The sequence below is a fragment of the Clostridium sp. L2-50 genome (assembly GCF_000154245.1).
Taxonomy (GTDB): Bacteria; Bacillota; Clostridia; order Lachnospirales; family Lachnospiraceae; genus Coprococcus.
This window is the reverse complement of record NZ_DS480316.1, coordinates 303,017-323,667: the sequence shown is the minus strand read 5'-3', so window position 1 is coordinate 323,667 and position 20,651 is coordinate 303,017. Positions and strand designations below refer to the sequence as shown.

Sequence of the window (20,651 nt, the reverse complement as noted above, 5' to 3'; positions counted from 1 at the left end):
TTCACTAAATGTCATATTATAATGGGGCTTATGGTCTGTATAGGGGCAATCCCCGTGTTATATATTTTAATTACAAGGTTTTATTTTGCCAGAATACTTAAGATCTCGTTGCTTCTTGCGACGAACTTGGTCATGGCATCGGCAGATAATGGACGGTTTGCAAGGACTGCCAAGTCATATAACTGACAGCAGATGGTAGGAGTGTTCTCGCCATCCGGGTTGTCAAGGACATATTTGACCAGATTATTGTTGGCATTTAATACCAGTGTTTCGCCTTTGCCGCCAAACATAGATGGATCCATGCCCATGCCGGCCATACCATACATCTTCATCATTTCCTGCATACGTCTGGATTCTTCAGACAGAGTCAGCATAGAAGACAGGTTCTCATTCTTTAATGCTTCGACCTTGATCGCGATGTTTTCTACGCCCAATGCCTTCTTGAAAGTCTCAGTGAGATTATCCGTATATTCCTTTGCGGTGTCCTCGGATAATGCTTCATCTACAAAATTATCGGACAGATCTGCATCGATTCTGTAGAAATGTACATTTTCATTTTTCTGTTCCAGAAGCGTGATAAATGGGCTGTCAATCGTCTGTGTCATGATCAGGGCATCCATGCCTTCCTCTTTGAACATGTTAATGTACTGTGACTGAGCAACTTCATCCGTAACATAGAAGACTTTGTTTTCGTATTTTTCTTTTCCGGCTTCCAGATATTCCGGCAGAGTCAGGTATTTGCCTTCCAGATTCTTGTAGATACAGAAGTCTTTCATCTTCTCTAAGAATTTCTCATCCTTTAAGCAGCCGAATTTGATAAATGGGTTGATGTCATCCCAATATTTCTCATAATCTTCTCTGTGAACCTTATACATACCGGATAATTTATCGGCTACCTTCTTTGTGATGTAATCGGAGATCTTCTTAACAAATCCATCATTCTGCAGAGCACTTCTGGATACGTTCAGTGGAAGATCCGGACAGTCGATGGTACCTTTTAACAGCATCAGGAATTCAGGGATAACTTCTTTGATATTATCAGCTACGAATACCTGGTTGTTATACAACTTGATCGTTCCTTCCAGATTATCATACTGGGTATTGATCTTAGGGAAGTACAGGATTCCTTTCAGGTTAAATGGATAGTCCATATTCAGGTGGATCCAGAACAATGGATCTTTGTAATCATGGAATACTTTATGATAGAAGTCTTTGTATTCATCGTCTGTACAGTCATTTGGATGCTTGGTCCAGAGAGGTGTTGTGGTATTTAAAGGCTTTGGTGCTTCTTTTTCTTTCTTTTCGGCAGCATCCTTTGTTTTATCGGTTTCAGCAGTAGCTTCTTCTGATGCTTCAGCTTTGGTTGCCTTTTCTTCTACATCTTTTGCAGGGGCATCTGCATTTGTAAAGTAGATCTCTACAGGCATGAAAGAGCAGTATTTGTCGATTACTTCTTTGATACGGTATTCATTTGCAAATTCATAGCTGTCTTCATTCAGATACAGGGTGATAACAGTACCTCTGGTTTCTTTGTCGCCTTTATCCATGGAGAAGTCCGTTCCGTTCTCACATTCCCAATATACAGGTTCTGCGTCCTGTTTGTAGGAAAGGGATTCGATCGTTACCTTATCGGCAACCATGAATGCGGAGTAGAAACCGAGTCCGAAATGACCGATGATCTGTTCCTCTGTTGCCTTGTCCTTGTACTGCTCAAGGAAAGCAGCAGCACCGGAAAATGCAATCTGATTAATATACTTTTCGACTTCTTCAGCAGTCATACCGATACCATTATCAATAAACTGTAAGGTCTTGTTGTCCGGGCTTGCGATCACATCGATACGATAAGGCTCGTCCGGTTCGTCAAATTCGCCCATCAGAGATAATTTCTTTAATTTTGTTACAGCATCACAGCCGTTTGAGATTAATTCCCTGACAAAGATATCATGGTCGGAATACAGCCATTTCTTGATGACAGGGAAAATGTTTTCGCTGTTAATTGATAAACTTCCTTTTTTCATAAAAAATGCATCTCCTTATATAAATTCTATATTATTCCAGTTGTCAGAACAAATCGGAATACGCAAATATATATATGTGTAATGAGAGAAATATCTGCCCTATCTGTTCTGTGTTATCACTAACAGATATCATAAATCAGAAAAAAATAGAAGTCAAGACAAAATTAGCACTCAAATACGTTGAGTGCTAATAATTCACAAATATTTTATGGTTTATTTAGAAATGAATGCTGTAACAGGTGGTTAAAAGATCTGATTCTGTTTAAAAAAAGCAGATACATTTGCATCCCAGATGTTTGCAAGTGTTTTATCCATGGAGAAAATGTTCATGGATGCCATCGTTGTAAGTGAGATCTTTTCTCCGTCAAAGTAGATGTTTAAAGACAGATTTGCAATGTCGGATGTCGTGAGATTCAGATGGTTCTGTTCAATGATCCGGTTAATGTTCGCGTCCGATAAGATCAGCACGATCTTGAAGTTTAATGGGAGTTTATTGCCCTTGATGACATTGAAGATATGATGTCTGACAGCCCCCCATGTCGTATAAGTCTTTGAGGTCATTTCTTCCAGTTCTTCCGTATCAAAAAAAGATGGATTCAGTCTGCCGTCGATCGTATAAGAAACGTCGGAACGGACATAGGCTTCCACCAGCAAAAATGTGTCAAAGACCGGTTCCATCAAAAGCTTTTTAACGAAGTTTTTTGTTTCAGTAATTTCTATATTAAGCATATGCAGCTCTTACCTCCCTGCCATAAACAACGGATCGCGATAAAATGATGCTTTTAGTTTACAGGAAAAGAGGAAAGGTTGCAATCGGAAATCTGAAAACAGCCGGATGATAAAATCCATTTGTTGAACTTTAGCGGGAGGTGTGTTAGTATTTTTACATATTTATAAAAATATGGGAGGTTTTGAAATGGCAGAGATTATATGGAAGGATCGCAAACGTATATTTTTCGGATTACCATGGACATTTACAAAGTACAGATTATCAGAGGATCGGTTATTTATCAGTACGGGGTTCTTCAGTGTGAAAGAAGATGAAGTACGACTTTATCGCATCATGGATGTTTCATTGGAACGCAAATTATGGCAGAGAATGTGCGGACTTGGAACGATCAAATGCTGTTCTGCAGATAAGACAATGGGAGATTTCGAGATCAAGAACATCAAGAAGTCCAGAGAGGTCAAGGAAATGTTATCAAATATGGTAGAAGATGAACGTACCAAAAAGAAGGTTTCCAGCCGTGAGTTCATGGATCATGAACGCGATGAACTCGACGACTACAACGAATACGACGACCACGATACATATTAAGAGGGACGATCAAAAGTGCGTTGTTGCTTTATATGATAGTAGCTTGCTTTGATCAGTAATGTAAGATCGTATCTGGTTGTTCAGCAAGAGGGATGCGTTGACAATTAAATGAGAACTGATATTACATATTATTCCGCAAGACGCTTCCGCTCTACCTTCGACGTAGTGGTACATAAGGCTGCAAAAGACGCAGCCTAAGTACCAACGCTCAGGCAGGCTTGCTTCATAATAGTAATATCAGTTCTCATTTTAAATTATAAGGTAAAGTGATTGCTGAACAACCAGATACGATCTTTTACGATATGAAAACAAGATACCATGATATAAAAGCAACAACGCACTTTTGATCTGTCAGTGGAATCAAGTATCGAAGTAGACTATATCTTATCATAGACAGACAGGGAACCCTGCATACCTTTATGGAGCAGACCTTTTTTCACGTCGGTTCTTAACGAGTCACCGAAGGTGAGGAGTTTAGTACCGTTACGTGAAAAATAGAACGCGAGTGTTCTGCGGAATAAAGGGTATGCAGGGTTCTCTGTCGTTCGGTGATCAGATATTCTCGGCTATCTTGGTGACGCCAACGTAGATTTGGGAGACTTTGTACCAGGTGGAGTAGTCGGTGATGCCGGTAACGGGCAGGTCGAAGATCTGCTGAAAGCGTCTGACGGCATCGGCTGTGGCAGGTCCATAGATGCCATCGGCGGCGACAGTTGGTATGGACGGATAATTCTGTGCGATACGATTTAACTGCTCCTGAAGCTGACGAACCTTGTCACCGGTTGCGCCGATTGACAGATCATATCCCGGATAAGAGGATGGAATACCGGCAATGGTTTCGGCAGAGTTGATATAAATGGAATCGCCATAGTAGTAGCGTAAGATCTCTATCGCAGACAGTCCCTGATCGGCAAGATGCTTGGAACCCCATTGGGTCATCCAGTTTGGACAGGTGACACGTTTCCCGTCACAATATTGTGTAAAGATCGGTTGTGTGACACCCGGCCTTGACAGATAATTGGCAAATTGTTCATCAACGATACGGGAGATATTTTTATATATAGTCTTGTTATAGATCCATTTCTGATCGTAAGCGGTTGAAGATGTGATCGTAAAATCGTATCCCTTTCCTCGATACCATTCTGTATAGACACGGTTTAATGTGAAGGACATAATTGCAAGAATATTGGCTCGCAGAGAAGCATCCGGCCACGTGGAGTAGATTTCATTTGATGCAACATTCTTTATGTAGTCTTTGTAAGGTACATAGTAGTCGATTGCAGTTGGGTCAGAAGGTGCTCCATCATGAACCACGATGGTTTCAGGAATCACGACACGGCTCAAGACGATCTCGCCTGTCTCTGCAACTGTTTTAATTTCATCCTCAGCAATCTTTGGCGGATATTCTTCCCAGAGGGTATGAGCACCGATCACCGTTGGGTTATAGCTCGATTGGTCAGTATCAGAAACACGCAGCTTAACTGCCTGAATGCCCTTTTGTTCAGTAAACATCTGTACACCGGAGATAATACGTGGTTCAAATCCGGGTGCATTGATTTTCAGATTGTATTCGGAATATGGCTGGTTGTCAGATGGTTCCATGCTGTATTCCAGTGGAGGAGTTTCAAGGGTGATGCCGTCGATGATACCGTCACTGTCTGTTTGCAGTTCCTCTATTACTTCATCCGGAGTTCCGGTTGATGCGACAGAAACGACCGCATCGGTTACCGGATATGCAGTCTGTTCCGAGATGATCCTGATTTTTAATGTTCCGTTATTGTTTCCATTTGCCATTTTAGTAATCCTGAATTATAATCTGTTTATTATATGAAGCAAAGTTGCATTTCATGCCAATAATACTTTATCAATGCTGAAACAGGAAAAACATAATCAGTTGTTTACAGAAAGGTATGTTATGCATGGTATATAATGATGAGGTATATGAAAAAAGAATTTATTGAAAAGTAATATAAAAGAAAAGAAGCGACAGGAGGTTTCACTATGGCATATTTTCCAATGTTTATCAATCTGGAAAACAAAAAAGTAATCGTACTTGGCGGAGGAAAGACCGCACTTCGAAAGATTAACTCTCTGATAAAGTTTGACTGTAAGATCGCAGTTATCGCACCGAGAATCTGCGATGAGATCAAGGCAGTACAGGGAATCAGTGTACATGAGTCGAATATGACATTAGATGCGCTTGATACGGCAGATATGGTAATTGCAGCAACTAAGAGGGATGATGTAAATGCTAAGATCGGAAAGTATTGTAACGAACATAATATTCCGGTCAATGTAGCAGATAACAAGGATGTCAGCAGCTTCTTGTTCCCCGGAATTGTTATGCGTGAAGACTTGGTGATAGGGGTCACAACAGGAGGCTACAGTTCAAATGTAGCAAAGGAGATCCGTAATATGATCGAGAAGCTGATTCCTTATGAGTACGGAACCCTGACCAGAAAGATGGGAGCATACCGGGAGATTGCATCCATTAATATCAAGGATACTTATTTAAGGGAACTGGCACTGGATGAGATCATCAAACAGGCAATCAGCAATAAGTACATGATCGATGACCGAAAGGCAAATAAGATTCTGGATCGTTATGCGAAGGAAGATGAGCTGAGAGCGAAGGGCATGCGATAAAAAATACTTGCATTTTCCTTATAACGTGTTATAATCTTGTTTTAGTAAGATTATGGTAACTATTAAGAGTGGGTTTTGGCCCACTCTTAGTTTTTGTAGAAAGGTGGTATTGCTACGAAGAAAACAGATATTGAAGCAAAAGCAACAGAGATGGTTCTGCCGATCATTGAAGCAAATAACCTTGAACTGGTTGATGTGGAATATGTAAAAGAAGGCAGTGATTATTATCTGCGGATCTATGCAGATAAAGAAGGTGGAATAACGATCGGAGATTGTGAGATCGTGAACAGAGCCATGAGTGATCTGCTGGATGCAGATGACTTCATTAAGGATGCCTATATTCTGGAGGTCAGCTCTCCGGGGCTTACAAGACCATTAAAGAAGGAAAATGACTTTAAACGGAGTATTGGTAAGATTGTAGAGATCAAGACATATACCAAGATCGATAACTGTAAAGATTTTGAAGGTGAACTTACAGCATACGATGAAGAAACAGTTACCATTTTGACAGAAGATGAGAAAGAACTGAAGATTGCAAGAAAAGATATATCGATGATAAGACTTGCATTTGTATATTAATAAAAGAAGCGGGAGGATAAAAAAGTGTCAGAAATTATCGAAGCATTAAATCAATTAGAAAAGGAGAAAAATATCAGCAAGGATATTCTGCTGGATGCGATCGAAAGATCCTTAAAGGCGGCCTGCAAGAAGGACTTTGATACCGATGAGAATATCGATGTTGTTATGGATCGTGAGACCGGTGAGTTTCATGTATATGCGAAGAAAGAGGTTGTAGAAGAGGTTGAAAGACCTGCGACACAGATTTCTCTGGAAAAAGCTAAGATGATGAATTCCAAGTATGATCTCGGAGATATCATCAACATCGAGATCACAACAAAGGATTTCGGAAGAATCGCAGCACAGAGAGCAAGAAATGTAATCGTTCAGGCAATTAATGAGAGCGAAAGAGATGCGATCTACGATCACTTCTATACAAAAGAGAAGGATATCATCACAGGTATCGTTCAGAGATATGTTGGAAACAACATCAATGTCAGTCTGGATGACAAGACAGAAGCAATCTTAAAAGAGTCTGAGATGGTTCCCGGCGAAGTATATAACAGAGGTGACCGTATCAAATTATATGTAACAGAAGTAAAGAAAGGATCCAGAGGACCTAAGATCACAGTATCCAGAACACATCCTGATCTGGTAAAGCGTTTATTTGAAAAGGAAGTAACCGAGATCGCAGACGGTACAGTAGAGATCAAGAGCTCCTGCCGTGAGGCCGGTTCCCGTTCCAAGATCGCTGTTTATTCTCATGATGAGAATGTAGATCCGGTAGGTGCATGTGTAGGTGTAAACGGAAGCCGTGTTAATAACGTAGTTGAAGATCTGAACGGCGAGAAGATCGATATTATCTGTTGGGATGAGAATCCGGCAATCTTCATCAAGAATGCATTAAGTCCATCAGAGGTTATCGCAGTTGATGTAGATCTGAATGAAAAGAGCGCATTTGTCGTTGTACCGGATTACCAGTTATCACTTGCAATCGGTAAGAAAGGTCAGAATGCAAGACTTGCTGCAAAGCTGACAGGATATAAGATCGACATTAAGAGTGAGTCACAGGCAGAAGAGATGGGATATTTCTCAGAAGAAAATGATGACTATAAAGAGCCGGAGCAGGAAGAAGCATTTGACAATATCGACGATATCGTTGATGGTTCTTATGAAGAATCTCTGGAGCAGCAGGATACGGAAAAAGTAAAAGAAGACGAAGAATAAAATGAAGTTCTGACCGGGTACCATGCCGATTGGAACGGTGATAAATATATAAGCATAGGAAGTGATGTTATGGCAAAGAAGATACCGCTCAGACAGTGCCTTGGTTGTAATGAGATGATACCGAAAAAAGAACTCATCCGTATCGTGAAGGATAATGAGAATAATTTTGCGATCGACCTGACCGGCAAGATGAATGGACGGGGGGCATATATATGCCGTAAGGCAGAGTGCCTGAAAAAAGCTATGAAGAGTAAATCTCTGGAACGCTCATTCAAGATGCAGATTCCAAAAGAGGTTTATGAGAAACTGGATAAGGAGTTAGAGGCAATTGAACAGTAAGAAGATTTATTCCATGATTTCCTTATGTGCAAAGGCCGGAAGGCTGGTAAGCGGAAACTTTTCAGTAGAAAAGGCCGTAAAAAACGGAAGCGCATGTGCCGTGATCGTGGCATGTGATGCAGCCCATAATACAAAGAAACTATTTGATCAAAAATGTAATTTTTATGAGATCCCATATTTTGAATTTGGAGACAAAGACAGTCTGGGAAAATTCGTTGGAAAAGAATTCCGGACGTCGATCGCAATCTTAGATGAAGGATTTGCGAAACAGATCATAAAATACATGAGTTTGAGTGAAAATATGGAGGTGTAACTTTTGACGAAACTGAGAGTACACGAATTGGCAAAAGAGCTGAATATAAGTAACAATGAAATCAAAGCAATCCTTGGCAAAAATGGTATCGAGATCAAGAGCCATATGTCGGCTGTTGATGAGAATATGATCAATATCGTTAAGAAGGCATGCGGAACCGGTACAAAGAAAGCAGATGCGCCGGCAGCAAAGCCTGTACCGGAGAAGAAGCCGGAGGACGTAAAGGCGGCAAAGACAGCGCCGGAAAAGGTTCAGAAAGAAAATCCTGTAAAAGAAGAGCCTAAGAAAACGGTTGCAAGAAATGATCGACCGGCTACAGGGGAAGCGAATAAGTCGAAACAGGGTAAAGATGAGGGACATACGAGATTTGTCAGAGATGACAGAAACAGAAATAATTCCGATAGACAAAATAATGAGAGAGTAAGATTTAACAATAGTGAGCGTATGAATTCTGATAAGACAAGATTTGGCGACAAGCAGGGAAATGACAGACCAAGATATAACAACGACAGAAATAACGGTGACCGTGTAAGATTTACAAATGGTGATAGAAATAATTCTGACAGACCGAGATATAATAATGACAGAAACGGTACTGACAGAAACAATTCCGACAGACCAAGATACAACAATGACAGAAATAACAATGACAGAAATAACACTGACAGACCAAGATACAATAATTCCGGTGACAGAAATAATTCTGACAGACCGAGATTTAACAATGACAGAAATGGTCAGGACAGAGGAAGATTCTCTAACAATGGCCGTGGTGGTCAGGATCGTGGCAGATTTTCCGGAAACGGAGATCGTCAGGGCGGCTTCGACAAGCCGAAGTTCGGTGACAGGCCGGATAACAGAAACAACCGGTTCAACAATAACAGAAACAATACTCCGATGGGATTCGGCAAGGATGACGAGGATGATAATAATAATAATCAGAGAAGAAGTCCAAGAACAAATACCCGTAAGGATTTTGAAGCAAAAGAGATGCCGGGCAAGGATTTAAAGAGCCAGAACAGAGACAATTATAACAGAGATAAGAATAAGCCTCGTAAGGGCAACAGAAGATCTCCGGAAGAGGTTGAGGCAGATATCAGCAGACTGGCTAAAAATGTCAGAAACAAGCATCATCAGCCACAGCAGCCTCAGCAGCAGGCAGAGGACAAGGAAACGATCCGTACGATCACACTTCCGGAGGTTATAACGATCAAAGAACTTGCAGACATTATTAAGGAGCCTGTAAATGCGCTGATCAAGAAGCTTTTCCTTGCAGGTAAGATGTATAACGTGAACTCTGAGTTAGACTTTGAAACAGCAGCAGAGATCGCGTTGGAATATAACTGTATTGCTGAAGAGGAAGAGAAAGTCGATGTGATCGAGGAGCTCTTAAAAGAGGATGAAGAAGACGAGAAGGATATGGTTCCAAGACCACCTGTTGTCTGCGTTATGGGTCACGTTGACCATGGTAAAACATCCCTTCTGGATGCGATCCGTAAGACAAATGTAACATCAGCCGAGGCCGGTGGTATCACACAGGCGATCGGTGCATCTGTAGTAGAGATCAATGGACAGACGATCACATTCTTAGATACACCGGGACATGAGGCGTTCACAGCTATGCGTATGCGTGGCGCACAGTCTACCGATATTGCTATCCTTGTTGTAGCAGCAGATGATGGTGTTATGCCACAGACGATTGAGGCTATTAACCATGCAAAGGCAGCCGGTATCGAGATCATCGTTGCGATCAATAAGATCGATAAACCAAGTGCAAATATCGAGCGTGTAAAGCAGGAGCTTACAGAATATGAACTGATCCCTGAGGACTGGGGCGGATCAACGATCTTCTGCCCGGTTTCCGCACATACAGGTGAAGGACTGGATAACCTGCTTGAGATGATCCTGTTAACTGCAGAGGTTCTTGAGTTAAAGGCAAATCCAAACAGAAATGCTCGTGGTATCGTAATCGAAGCAGAGCTTGATAAGGGACGTGGTCCTGTTGCAACTATGTTAGTGCAGAAGGGTACACTTCATGTAGGAGATTATCTTGCAGTCGGATCTTCCCATGGTAAGGTTCGTGCAATGCACAATTCAAAAGGTGTCCGTGTAACAGAAGCAACTCCATCCACTCCGGTGCAGATCCTTGGTCTGGATACAGTTCCATCAGCCGGTGAGATCTTTATGGCGGTTGATAATGAGAAGGAAGCAAGACAGATTTCCGAGACATACATTTCGCAGAGCAGAGTGAAGATGCTTGCTGAGACGAAATCCAGAATGTCACTGGATGATCTGTACAGCCAGATCCAGGCAGGTAATGTCAAGGAACTGAACATCATTATCAAAGCTGATGTACAGGGTTCTGTAGAGGCTGTTAAGCAGAGTCTGTTAAAGCTTTCAAATGATGAAGTTGCAGTAAAATGTATCCATTCCGGTGTTGGTGCGATCAACGAGTCAGATATCATTCTGGCATCCGCATCCAATGCAATCGTAATCGGTTTCAATATCCGGCCGGATGCAAGAGCAAAAGAGACAGCAGAGACAGAAGGTGTAGATGTTCGTTTATACAGAGTCATCTACAATGCAATTGAAGATATTGAGTCTGCAATGAAGGGTATGTTAGATCCTATCTTTGAAGAACAGGTAATAGGTCATGCAGAGATCAGACAGACCTACAAGGCTTCCGGTGTCGGTATGATCGCAGGTTCTTATGTATTAGATGGTATCATCAACCGAAATTGCAGCGTAAGAATAACCCGTGAAGGAAATCTGATCTACGAAGGCAAGATGGCTTCCTTAAAGAGATTCAAGGATGATGTGAAGGAAGTTAAGTCAGGATTTGAATGTGGTATTGTTCTTGAGAACTTTAATGACATTCAGGTAGAGGATCAGATTGAAGCATATCAGATGGTAGAGGTTCCAAGAAAATAATGAGAAAGAACAGTGTAAAAAATACAAGAATTAATGCAGAGGTTCAGAGAGAACTCTCACGGATCATCAGCAGAGAGATCAAGGATCCCCGCATTAATCCGATGACATCCGTAGTAGAGGCGGTTGTAACACCGGATCTGAAATACTGCAAGGCATACATCAGTGTCCTTGGAGATCAGGATTCCGTAAACTCCACACTGGAGGGACTGAACAGTGCAATGGGATTTATCAGAAGAGAACTTGCACATTCCATTAATCTCAGAAATACACCTGAGATCACATTTATCATGGATCAGTCGATCGAATACGGTGTAACAATGTCCAAAAAGATTGATGATGTTGTAAAAGACATCGAAGATGATGAGGATGATACAGAAAATGAAGAATGATTTTCTTACCATGATCGAGCAGGCAGACACAATCGCTATAACCGGACATGTACGTCCGGATGGCGACTGTGTAGGCTCAACGGTTGGATTATATAATTATATCATCAGCAATTATGATAAGCAGGTACAGATCTATCTGGAGGAATTCTCCAAGGATTTTTTGTTTTTACATGATGCAGATAAGATCAGTCATACACCGACAGATCAGGTCTATGATCTGTGTATTGCGGTGGATTGTGGTGATAAGGAAAGACAGGGAGATTTTCTTCCGATCTTTGAACGTGCGAAGCGTACAATGTGTGTGGATCATCATATCTCCAATCCGGGATTTGGTGAGGTATGCTATGTGGATGCAGAAGCGTGTTCCGCGGCAGAAGCACTTTATAAGCTGATGGAACAGGACAAGATTAATAAGAATGCTGCCGAAGCACTCTATATGGGAATTGTACATGATACAGGCGTATTCAAACACAGTAATACAACAAAGAGTGCGATGAGTATAGCGGGTGATCTGATCGAAAAGGGTGCAAATCCGTCATTTATTATAGATGAAACCTTCTATAAGAAGACATTTGTCGCAAATAAGCTGCTTGGAATCGCTCTGACAAAAGCAGAGCAGCATGCAGATGGCAGGATCATCAGCACAGTGCTTGAGACAGAGGATTTCCGAAAAAGTGGTGCAGGCAAGATCGATACGGATGGTATCGTTGATCAGCTTCGGATCACAGAGGGAACGGAAACGGCGGTATTTATCTATCAGACAGGAGAAGAAGAATACAAGATTTCACTTCGGTCGAATAATATCGTTGATGTAAGCAGGATATCCTGCAATCATGGCGGCGGTGGTCATGTTCGTGCTGCAGGTTTCAGCATGAAGGGAGATATCAAAGAGATCCTTGCCGGCGTGATAGAGGAGATTAAGGAACAGTTATGCTAGACGGCTTTTTGAATGTATACAAGGAGCAGGGCTATACATCATTTGATGTAGTAGCCAAGCTTCGTGGTATTTTAAAACAGAAGAAGATCGGTCACACAGGCACACTTGATCCGATGGCGGAAGGTGTGCTTTTGGTGTGTCTTGGACAGGCAACAAAATTAAGCGAAATGCTGATCGATAAGGATAAGACATACCGCTGTGTCATGCTGCTCGGAAAGACAACAGATACAGAGGATGTAACAGGAAAAGTCCTTACAGAGACAGCAGATATCCCGGATGAAGCATCGGTAATAGAAGCGGTAAACAGCTTTATCGGCACTTATGGACAGATACCGCCAATGTATTCGGCTATCAAGGTAAACGGCAAAAAGCTCTATGAATATGCCAGACAGGGAATTGAGATCGAACGGAGTCCGAGAGAGGTAACAATCCTTGAGGTAAAGATAGAGGATGTGTCGCTTCCAAGGGTTACATTTACCATACATTGTTCCAAAGGAACGTATATCAGAAGCTTATGCCGGGATATCGGAGAAAAGCTTGGCTGCGGAGCAGTCATGGAGAAGCTGGTCCGTACTGAAGTGAAGAACTTCAGGGTTGAAGACAGCCTGACACTTGCGGAGATCGAGCAGGCGAGAGATCAGGGAACGATCGCTTCATATGTAATGAAGAAAGAACTATTGCTGCCGGAGTATCCGGAGCTTCATATCGGTACAGATGAATATGCAAGAAAGCTGTTAAGAAATGGAAATAAACTTCAGCTTTCCCAGTTTGCGGAAGCTGTGAGTCCTGAAACGGTTACAGATGTTCCGGGCATCCGTGTCTATGATGAAACGGACAGCTTTGCAGCGATATACCGATATGAAAAGGAAAAGAGCATCTGCCAGCCGGTAAAGATGTTCCCGAAGAATGCAGAGACAGATAGATGATAGGATAGAAGACAATGCAGCATTATTTTAATCAGAAAGATATACAGATCAATACAGAAAAAGGTTCCGTCGTTGCACTTGGCAAGTTTGACGGTTTTCATCAGGGCCACAAGCTGCTGCTTGACGAGGTGCTTCGTTTACAGAAGGATGGATATACCGGAGTCGTATTTACCTTTGATATTCGTAAAAATTCGATCTTTGATGTAGATAAGCTTCAAAGCATCATAACCTCGGAAGAAAAATGTATGCTTGCAGAACAGATGGGAATCGATGTACTGGTGGAGTATCCGTTTGATGATGCATTTGCATCGATGGAACCGGAAGCTTTCGTAACGGATATCCTTGTAAAAAGGTTACATGCCGGATATGTAGTCGTAGGAACCGATTACGGATTCGGAAAAAAGAAACGCGGGAATGTAGAACTTCTGCGGAAGATGGCCGGCGAACACGGCTATCAGGTGATCGTGATAGAAAAGAAAAAAATCCATGATGTCATTGTAAGTTCCACTTATATCAGAATGTTGATCAGTGAGGGAAAAATGGAAGAAGCAGAAACCTTCCTTGGCAGACCTTATTTTCTGTCCGGTCATGTAGTGCATGGCAGAGAGCTTGGCAGGACGATCCAGGTTCCGACGGCAAATCTGCTTCCAAAGCATGGGAAAATCTATCCGGTGACGGGTGTTTATGCATCAAGGATACATCTGGAGGACGGCAGGGTCTGTTATGGGATTACGAATATCGGAGACAATCCGACGGTGAATACAGATCGCAGGGTAACAATCGAGACGCATATCTTTGATTTTGATGAGGATATCTATGAACAGAAGCTGGTCGTGGAATTGTTATCCTTTATTCGCGGAGAGCAGAAATTTTCAGGTGTTTCAGAATTAAAAGCACAGATGCTTGCAGACATGGAAGTGGCAAAACAGAGGATATTCGGATAAAAATTAATTTGTCAAGATATTTTACTTGACAACGATGCAGGCATGGTATAGAATAACCCATGGTAAAGGGAAAATACTTTACAGGCGGTGATCGTATGGAGAAAATAGTCAGACAGTCTTTATTATATGATTTTTATGGAGAGCTTTTGACAGAGCATCAGAAAGCAATTTATGAAGATGTGGTCAATAATGATATGTCCTATTCCGAGATTGCCAGAATGAATCAGATCAGCAGACAGGGTGTCTATGACATGATCAAGCGCTGCGATAAGATCTTGGAAGAATATGAAGATAAGTTACAGCTTGTTGACAAATTCATGAAAGCGAGAAAGCAGGTCGAGAAGATGAAAGACTGCATTTCAGAGCTGATGGAGGAGAATCGGGATGACAGGCTGAATTCGAAGATAGAAGCAATCGACCGGTTATCGGATCGGATACTGGACGAGTTTTAGTAGATGAGTGTTAGGAACGAAGGGAGATATTCATGGCTTTTGACAGTTTATCTGACAAGCTTCAAAATGTTTTCAAGAAACTGAGAAGCAAGGGTGTTCTTACAGAAGATGATGTAAAAGAGGCAATGAAAGAAGTAAAGCGTGCTTTACTGGAAGCCGATGTAAACTTCAAGGTTGTTAAATCATTTATCAAAGCTGTAAGTGACAGAGCTGTTGGTGAAGAAGTCCTTAAGGGTTTGAATCCCGGACACATGGTCATTAAGATTGTAAAAGAAGAGATGGATAAGCTGATGGGTTCTGATGTAACAGAGCTGAAATTACTTCCGTCAAATGAGATTACAGTCATTATGATGTGCGGTCTTCAGGGTGCCGGTAAGACAACAACGGCTGCAAAACTTGCATATCAGTTTAAGAATAAAGGCAAGAAACCATTGTTAGTTGCCTGTGATGTATACAGACCGGCTGCGATCAAGCAGCTGCAGATCAATGGTGAAAAGGTTGGCGTGCCTGTCTTTACGATGGGAGATAATCATAAGCCGCTTGATATTGCCAAGGCTGCGATCCTGCATGCAGAAAAGAATCATATGAATCTGGTATTTATCGATACTGCCGGACGACTTCATGTAGATGAAGATATGATGGATGAGCTTGCGGAGATCAAGGAAAATATCAATGTTACATATACAGTTCTTACCGTTGATGCGATGACAGGACAGGATGCTGTCAATGTTGCAACGACATTTAACGATAAGATTGGTATAGATGGTGTGATCCTAACGAAGTTAGATGGTGACACCAGAGGTGGTGCGGCACTTTCCATTAAGGCTGTTACCGGAAAGCCGATCCTGTATGCAGGAATGGGTGAGAAGCTGACAGATCTGGAACCATTTTATCCGAGCCGTATGGCGAGCCGTATTCTTGGAATGGGTGATGTGGAATCGCTGATCGAGAAAGCACAGAATGCGATCGATGATGAGAAAGCGAAAGAGATGGAACAGAAGTTCCGGAAAGCATCCTTTGATTTCAATGATTTTATGGAACAGATGGATCAGCTTGAGAAGATGGGTGGAATCGGAGACCTGCTCTCCATGATGCCCGGAATGTCCAGTCAGATGAAGAATGTACAGATTGATGAAGATGCAGGCAAGAAGCCGAAGGCGATCATTCAGTCCATGACACCGAATGAGAGATGTTTGAAGGATCCGATCTCACCATCCAGAAAGAAACGTATTGCAGACGGCGCGGGCGTTCAGATCGCGGAAGTCAACCGTTTCTTAAAGCAGTTTGAACAATCCAAGAAAATGATGAAGCAGATGTCCGGTATGATGGGTGGCAAAAAACGCCACGGTGGATTCAAGCTTCCGTTTGGATTTAAATAAATTTTTATATTTTATATTTTATTTCAGGAGGAACAAACAAAATGGCAGTAAAAATCAGATTAAGAAGAATGGGTTATAAGAAGCATCCTTTTTACAGAGTAATCGTTGCAGATTCAAGATTCCCAAGAGATGGTAGATTCATCGAGGAGATTGGAACATATGATCCTAACCAGGAGCCAAGCGTAGTAAAAATCGATGAAGAAGCAGCTAAGAAGTGGCTTCAGACAGGTGCTCAGCCAACTGAGACTGTTGCTAAGTTATTCAAGCAGGCAGGTATTGAAAAATAATATCACCAGGGAGGTGTTTAAATGAAAGATTTAGTTGAAATCATTGCAAAATCCCTAGTAGATCATCCAGAGCAAATATCTGTTACTGAGACAGAGAAAGACGATATAATTAAAGTTGAACTGACTGTTGCACCAGAGGATATGGGCAAGGTTATCGGAAAACAAGGCAGAATTGCCAAATCCATCCGTACAGTTGTAAAAGCAGCTGCTTCAAAGGGTGACAAAAAGGTAATTGTAGATATTAAGTAGTACAAAGATCTTTTTGGGGGAGTTATCATAACTCCCCCATTTTTAGTTATAGTGGAGGAAAGATATAATTTTGGAAGACAGACTGAGAGTGGGTGTGATCACAGCACCGCATGGTATCAAGGGAGAGGTAAAAGTATATCCGACAACGGATGACCTGAATCGATTTAAAAGCCTGAAAAAATGTTTTCTGGTATCAGGCAGCAAAGAGATTGAAACTGAATGTACATCCTGTAAATTTTTAAAAAACATGGTAGTTTTGAAGTTTGCAGGGTATGATAGTATAAATGATGTAGAAGCTTTAAGACAGTATGATATTCTTGTAAACAGAGAGGATGCCGTAGCCTTAGAGGATGGTGAGTTCTTTATCTGTGATGTGATTGGATCAAAGGTATACGATCAGAATGACACAGAGATCGGTGTGATCGATGATGTACTGGAGACACCGGCGAATCATATCTTTGTTATAAAGAAAAAAGGACAGGACGATATCTATGTTCCGGTTGTAAAGGAATGGGTAACAGATATTGATACGGTAAATAAAACGGTAAAGGTACATCTTCTGAAAATCGCAGAAGATTAGGACGAATGGAGAGAATGATGAATTTTTATGTTCTTACATTATTCCCCGATATGATCATGGACGGGCTTAGAACCAGTATTACCGGCAGGGCGATGGAAGCAGGGCTGATCCATATTGAAGCAGTGAATATCAGGGATTTTACAAAGGATAAGCATAAGCATGTAGACGATTATCCGTATGGCGGCGGAGCCGGAATGGTGATGCAGGCGGAGCCGGTTTATAATGCCTATCAGTATTTGTGTGAAAAGACAGGAAAGAAATTAAAGGTTATATATATGACACCGCAGGGACGGACATTTACACAGAAGGTGGCAGAAGAATTTGCTGTTGAAGATGATCTGGTGCTTTTATGCGGACATTATGAGGGTATCGATGAACGTGTGCTGGAGCTGATCGTAACGGATTATGTATCGATCGGTGATTTTGTCTTAACCGGCGGTGAGCTTCCGGCAATGGCAATCATTGATACTGTATCCAGACTGGTTCCTGGGGTATTGAACAATGATGACAGTGCGGAGATCGAATCCTTTCATGACGATCTGTTAGAATATCCACAATATACAAGACCGGTAGAATTCATGGGGAAGAAGGTTCCGGATGTGCTGCTTTCCGGTCATCATAAGAATATAGAGGCATGGAGACTGGAACAGTCGATCAGCCGGACAAAAGAACGGCGACCGGATCTGTATGCGAAATATGAAGCAAATCACCCGGTTGTGGAGAAGAAAAAGAGAAAAAGGTAAATTTCCCGATTGAAATTCACATTTATGACATAGATGTTTGTTAGAATACAGCAAGAAATGGAAATAACAGGAGGTCGCATATGGATAGTATAAAGGTATTGGTAGTTGACGATGAGAGCAGAATGCGTAAGCTGGTCAAGGATTTCCTGAGTAAGAAAGGATATATCGTTCTGGAAGCAGGAGACGGTGAAGAAGCGGTTGATATCTTTATGAATAATAAAGACATCGGACTGATCATTTTAGATGTTATGATGCCGAAGATGGATGGCTGGGAGACCTGTAAGGAGATACGGAAGTTCTCACAGGTTCCGATCATCATGCTGACTGCAAAGTCAGATGAAAGAGATGAACTTCTGGGATTTGAACTTGGTATTGATGAATATATCACGAAGCCGTTCAGTCCGAAGATCCTGGTTGCCAGAGTAGAAGCAATCTTAAGAAGAACCAGTGATGTACCGGCTGACAGTGTGATCTCAGCAGGCGGTATCACGATGGATCTTGCAGCCCATATCGTAACGATCGATGGAGAACCGATCGAGCTCAGTTATAAAGAATTTGAGCTGTTGAATTATTTTATGGTGAATAAAGGAGTTGCATTATCCAGAGAGAAGATACTGAATAATGTATGGAATTATGATTATTTTGGAGATGCCAGAACGATCGATACCCATGTAAAGAAGCTTAGAAGCAAGTTGAAGGATAAAGGTGACTATATCAAGACGATCTGGGGCATGGGATATAAGTTCGAGGTGGATGATGAGAAAAAGGTCGATAAGGAGTAAGATAACACTTTGTCTGATGGCGATCATTACTGTGATGATCCTGCTGTCAGGCATTTTGTCCGTTATCTTCATTAAAAAATATTACTACAATGAACTGAAAAATAATCTGATCCAGACCTATCAGGAATGTGATGCTTTTTTTAAAGATTCATCAAATAAGAACAGAGATGGCAGCTATGACCTTGACAGCATGGAGAGCCTGCTCGAGAATAAATCCGATGCGATGATCTATATTGTGGATGATATTCATATGAAGATCTATACAACGGTAAATGAGGATACGGCTGTATTTAACAATCTGAAAAGTATCGGTGAGTTCCTGATGTTCTCAGACAGTATAGATGCGAATAATTCCCAGATCGAACGGGAAGAGGTCGAGAAGCATAAGGATTATAAGATACAGATCACAAAGGATAAGGATACAGCTCAGAGTTATTTTGATCTGCTCGGATTTCTGGATAATGGATTTGTTATTATCGTGCGTACCACAATTGCCAGAGTGGATTCCACGATCCAGACAACGATCAAATATTTTATGGCTGTACTGATTACAACAGCAATCATCAGTTGTATTCTGATGTATTTTGTCAGTGAGATATTTGCCGGACCGATCAAACGGCTTACCAGGGTTGCAAAACGAATGGCAACTCTTGATTTTGATGCAAGGATCGAGCATCCGTCCAATGATGAGATCGGTGAGCTGTCCTGTTATATGAATGATCTGTCGTATAAGCTGAATAAGACGCTGACGGAGCTTAAGGAGACAAACCAGAAGCTTCAGGTGGAAATTGATGAGAAGATCAAGATTGACGAGATGCGTAAGGAATTCCTGTCACATGTATCACATGAATTAAAGACACCAATCGCACTGGTACAGGGTTATGCAGAAGGCTTGCGGGATAATATCAATGATGATGAAGAAAGTAAGAATTTTTATTGTGATGTCATTGTTGATGAAGCAAACAAGATGAATAAGCTGGTAAAGCAGTTACTTGATCTGAATGAGATAGAATTCGGGCAGAACCGAGTGAATAAGGAAATGTTCAATATCGTTGATCTGATCCATAATTCCATCGATTCGTCTGCAATCCTTGCAGAGCAGAGTCAGGTTACGATCGTTTATGATGATGTAGATCCGATCAATGTCTATGCGGACGAATTCATGATCGAAGAAGTCTTCCGTAATTATCTGACAAATGCGATCCATTACTGCTATAAAGAGAAAGAAGTCCGTGTCTGGACAGAAAAATATATGTATGAAAAACCGGGAGACACATATGAAGAAGGATCGATCCTTGGAAATCTCCGTGTCTATGTATATGATCAGGGACCAAATGTACCGGAGGGCGAACTGGAGAAGCTGTTCATCAAGTTCTACAAGGTAGATAAGGCAAGAACCAGAGAATATGGCGGAAGCGGCATCGGTCTGTCCATTGTCGCGGCTACCATGCAGGCACATAAGAAGTGTTATGGTGTGTATAATGTAAAAGATGGAGTTGTATTCTATTTTGATCTGGATATTATCGGGGAGACAGACGATATCGAAGAAAAAATCGGTATTGAAAAGAAAGAAACAGAATAATTTCTTTGCAAAAAAATGGAATACAGAATATACTAATCAATGATTATGTGG

The 20,651-nt window shown here is 41.5% G+C and carries 22 protein-coding genes; 19 read left to right on the top strand and 3 right to left on the bottom strand.

The annotated features are described in order from the left end of the window. Window positions 1-80: 80 nt before the first annotated feature. Both htpG and CLOL250_RS04730 read right to left on the bottom strand, forming a co-directional pair. Window positions 81-2,018: a molecular chaperone HtpG gene (gene htpG, locus CLOL250_RS04735; RefSeq protein WP_008401026.1), complete on the bottom strand. Its 1,938-nt coding sequence runs from the start codon at window positions 2,016-2,018 to the stop codon at window positions 81-83. Window positions 2,019-2,261: 243 nt separating this feature from the next. Further along, entirely contained in the window at window positions 2,262-2,747 is a 486-nt protein-coding gene (locus tag CLOL250_RS04730; protein WP_008401024.1) for a DUF5721 family protein, read from the bottom strand. A 187-nt stretch (window positions 2,748-2,934) separates the two neighbouring features. Between CLOL250_RS04730 and CLOL250_RS04725 the strand changes: the two genes are divergently transcribed. Further along, the gene (locus tag CLOL250_RS04725; RefSeq protein ID WP_147554282.1) at window positions 2,935-3,336 is read left to right on the top strand and encodes a PH domain-containing protein; all 402 of its coding nucleotides are present in this window, start codon (window positions 2,935-2,937) and stop codon (window positions 3,334-3,336) included. A 552-nt stretch (window positions 3,337-3,888) separates the two neighbouring features. On the opposite strand, the gene CLOL250_RS04720 is transcribed toward CLOL250_RS04725, so the two are convergent. After that, window positions 3,889-5,130, bottom strand: a complete 1,242-nt coding sequence (locus tag CLOL250_RS04720) for a peptidoglycan-binding domain-containing protein (RefSeq protein WP_008401021.1) — start codon at window positions 5,128-5,130, stop codon at window positions 3,889-3,891. A 207-nt stretch (window positions 5,131-5,337) separates the two neighbouring features. Here CLOL250_RS04720 and CLOL250_RS04715 point away from each other — a divergent pair, with 207 nt between their 5' ends. From CLOL250_RS04715 to CLOL250_RS04630, 18 genes are all read left to right on the top strand, one after another. After that, complete coding sequence (locus tag CLOL250_RS04715) at window positions 5,338-5,982, top strand: precorrin-2 dehydrogenase/sirohydrochlorin ferrochelatase family protein (protein ID WP_008401020.1); 645 nt, start codon at window positions 5,338-5,340, stop codon at window positions 5,980-5,982. 108 nt (window positions 5,983-6,090) lie between these two features. After that, a complete protein-coding gene (gene rimP / locus CLOL250_RS04710; RefSeq protein WP_226801019.1) occupies window positions 6,091-6,561 on the top strand; it encodes a ribosome maturation factor RimP in 471 nt (156 codons plus the stop codon). Between the two features lie 24 nt (window positions 6,562-6,585). Continuing rightward, window positions 6,586-7,767 (top strand): transcription termination factor NusA, encoded by a 1,182-nt coding sequence (gene nusA / locus CLOL250_RS04705; RefSeq protein ID WP_008401018.1) that lies wholly within the window; start codon window positions 6,586-6,588, stop codon window positions 7,765-7,767. Window positions 7,768-7,836: 69 nt separating this feature from the next. After that, window positions 7,837-8,106, top strand: coding sequence for an RNase P modulator RnpM (gene rnpM / locus CLOL250_RS04700; RefSeq protein ID WP_008401017.1), 270 nt, complete (start codon window positions 7,837-7,839; stop codon window positions 8,104-8,106). Continuing rightward, window positions 8,096-8,419, top strand: coding sequence for a L7Ae/L30e/S12e/Gadd45 family ribosomal protein (locus CLOL250_RS04695; RefSeq protein WP_021943979.1), 324 nt, complete (start codon window positions 8,096-8,098; stop codon window positions 8,417-8,419). The genes rnpM and CLOL250_RS04695 overlap by 11 nt, the downstream gene beginning before the upstream one ends. Window positions 8,420-8,422: 3 nt before the next feature. Then, a complete protein-coding gene (gene infB / locus CLOL250_RS04690) occupies window positions 8,423-11,350 on the top strand; it encodes a translation initiation factor IF-2 (protein WP_008401015.1) in 2,928 nt (975 codons plus the stop codon). After that, window positions 11,350-11,739 carry a 30S ribosome-binding factor RbfA gene (rbfA, locus tag CLOL250_RS04685; protein ID WP_008401014.1) on the top strand — a complete coding sequence of 130 codons (390 nt, stop codon included), beginning with the start codon at window positions 11,350-11,352 and terminating at the stop codon, window positions 11,737-11,739. The genes infB and rbfA overlap by 1 nt, the downstream gene beginning before the upstream one ends. Next, the gene (locus tag CLOL250_RS04680) at window positions 11,729-12,676 is read left to right on the top strand and encodes a DHH family phosphoesterase (protein WP_044945009.1); all 948 of its coding nucleotides are present in this window, start codon (window positions 11,729-11,731) and stop codon (window positions 12,674-12,676) included. The genes rbfA and CLOL250_RS04680 overlap by 11 nt, the downstream gene beginning before the upstream one ends. Next, window positions 12,670-13,602: a tRNA pseudouridine(55) synthase TruB gene (gene truB, locus CLOL250_RS04675; protein WP_008401012.1), complete on the top strand. Its 933-nt coding sequence runs from the start codon at window positions 12,670-12,672 to the stop codon at window positions 13,600-13,602. The genes CLOL250_RS04680 and truB overlap by 7 nt, the downstream gene beginning before the upstream one ends. A 14-nt stretch (window positions 13,603-13,616) precedes the next feature. Further along, window positions 13,617-14,546, top strand: a complete 930-nt coding sequence (locus CLOL250_RS04670; protein ID WP_008401011.1) for a bifunctional riboflavin kinase/FAD synthetase — start codon at window positions 13,617-13,619, stop codon at window positions 14,544-14,546. A gap of 59 nt (window positions 14,547-14,605) precedes the next feature. Then, complete coding sequence (ylxM, locus tag CLOL250_RS04665; protein ID WP_008401010.1) at window positions 14,606-14,998, top strand: YlxM family DNA-binding protein; 393 nt, start codon at window positions 14,606-14,608, stop codon at window positions 14,996-14,998. Between the two features lie 32 nt (window positions 14,999-15,030). Beyond that, window positions 15,031-16,377, top strand: coding sequence for a signal recognition particle protein (gene ffh / locus CLOL250_RS04660; RefSeq protein ID WP_008401009.1), 1,347 nt, complete (start codon window positions 15,031-15,033; stop codon window positions 16,375-16,377). A gap of 41 nt (window positions 16,378-16,418) precedes the next feature. Then, window positions 16,419-16,664, top strand: coding sequence for a 30S ribosomal protein S16 (rpsP, locus tag CLOL250_RS04655; RefSeq protein ID WP_008401008.1), 246 nt, complete (start codon window positions 16,419-16,421; stop codon window positions 16,662-16,664). A 21-nt stretch (window positions 16,665-16,685) separates the two neighbouring features. Next, window positions 16,686-16,913 (top strand): KH domain-containing protein, encoded by a 228-nt coding sequence (locus CLOL250_RS04650; RefSeq protein ID WP_008401006.1) that lies wholly within the window; start codon window positions 16,686-16,688, stop codon window positions 16,911-16,913. Between the two features lie 70 nt (window positions 16,914-16,983). Next, on the top strand, window positions 16,984-17,493 hold the full coding sequence (gene rimM, locus CLOL250_RS04645; RefSeq protein ID WP_044945007.1) for a ribosome maturation factor RimM: 510 nt from the start codon (window positions 16,984-16,986) through the stop codon (window positions 17,491-17,493). Between the two features lie 17 nt (window positions 17,494-17,510). Next, window positions 17,511-18,236 (top strand): tRNA (guanosine(37)-N1)-methyltransferase TrmD, encoded by a 726-nt coding sequence (gene trmD / locus CLOL250_RS04640; RefSeq protein ID WP_044945005.1) that lies wholly within the window; start codon window positions 17,511-17,513, stop codon window positions 18,234-18,236. Between the two features lie 80 nt (window positions 18,237-18,316). Beyond that, on the top strand, window positions 18,317-19,018 hold the full coding sequence (locus CLOL250_RS04635) for a response regulator transcription factor (RefSeq protein WP_008401003.1): 702 nt from the start codon (window positions 18,317-18,319) through the stop codon (window positions 19,016-19,018). Beyond that, the gene (locus CLOL250_RS04630; RefSeq protein ID WP_147554281.1) at window positions 18,990-20,600 is read left to right on the top strand and encodes a sensor histidine kinase; all 1,611 of its coding nucleotides are present in this window, start codon (window positions 18,990-18,992) and stop codon (window positions 20,598-20,600) included. The genes CLOL250_RS04635 and CLOL250_RS04630 overlap by 29 nt, the downstream gene beginning before the upstream one ends. Window positions 20,601-20,651: the final 51 nt, after the last annotated feature.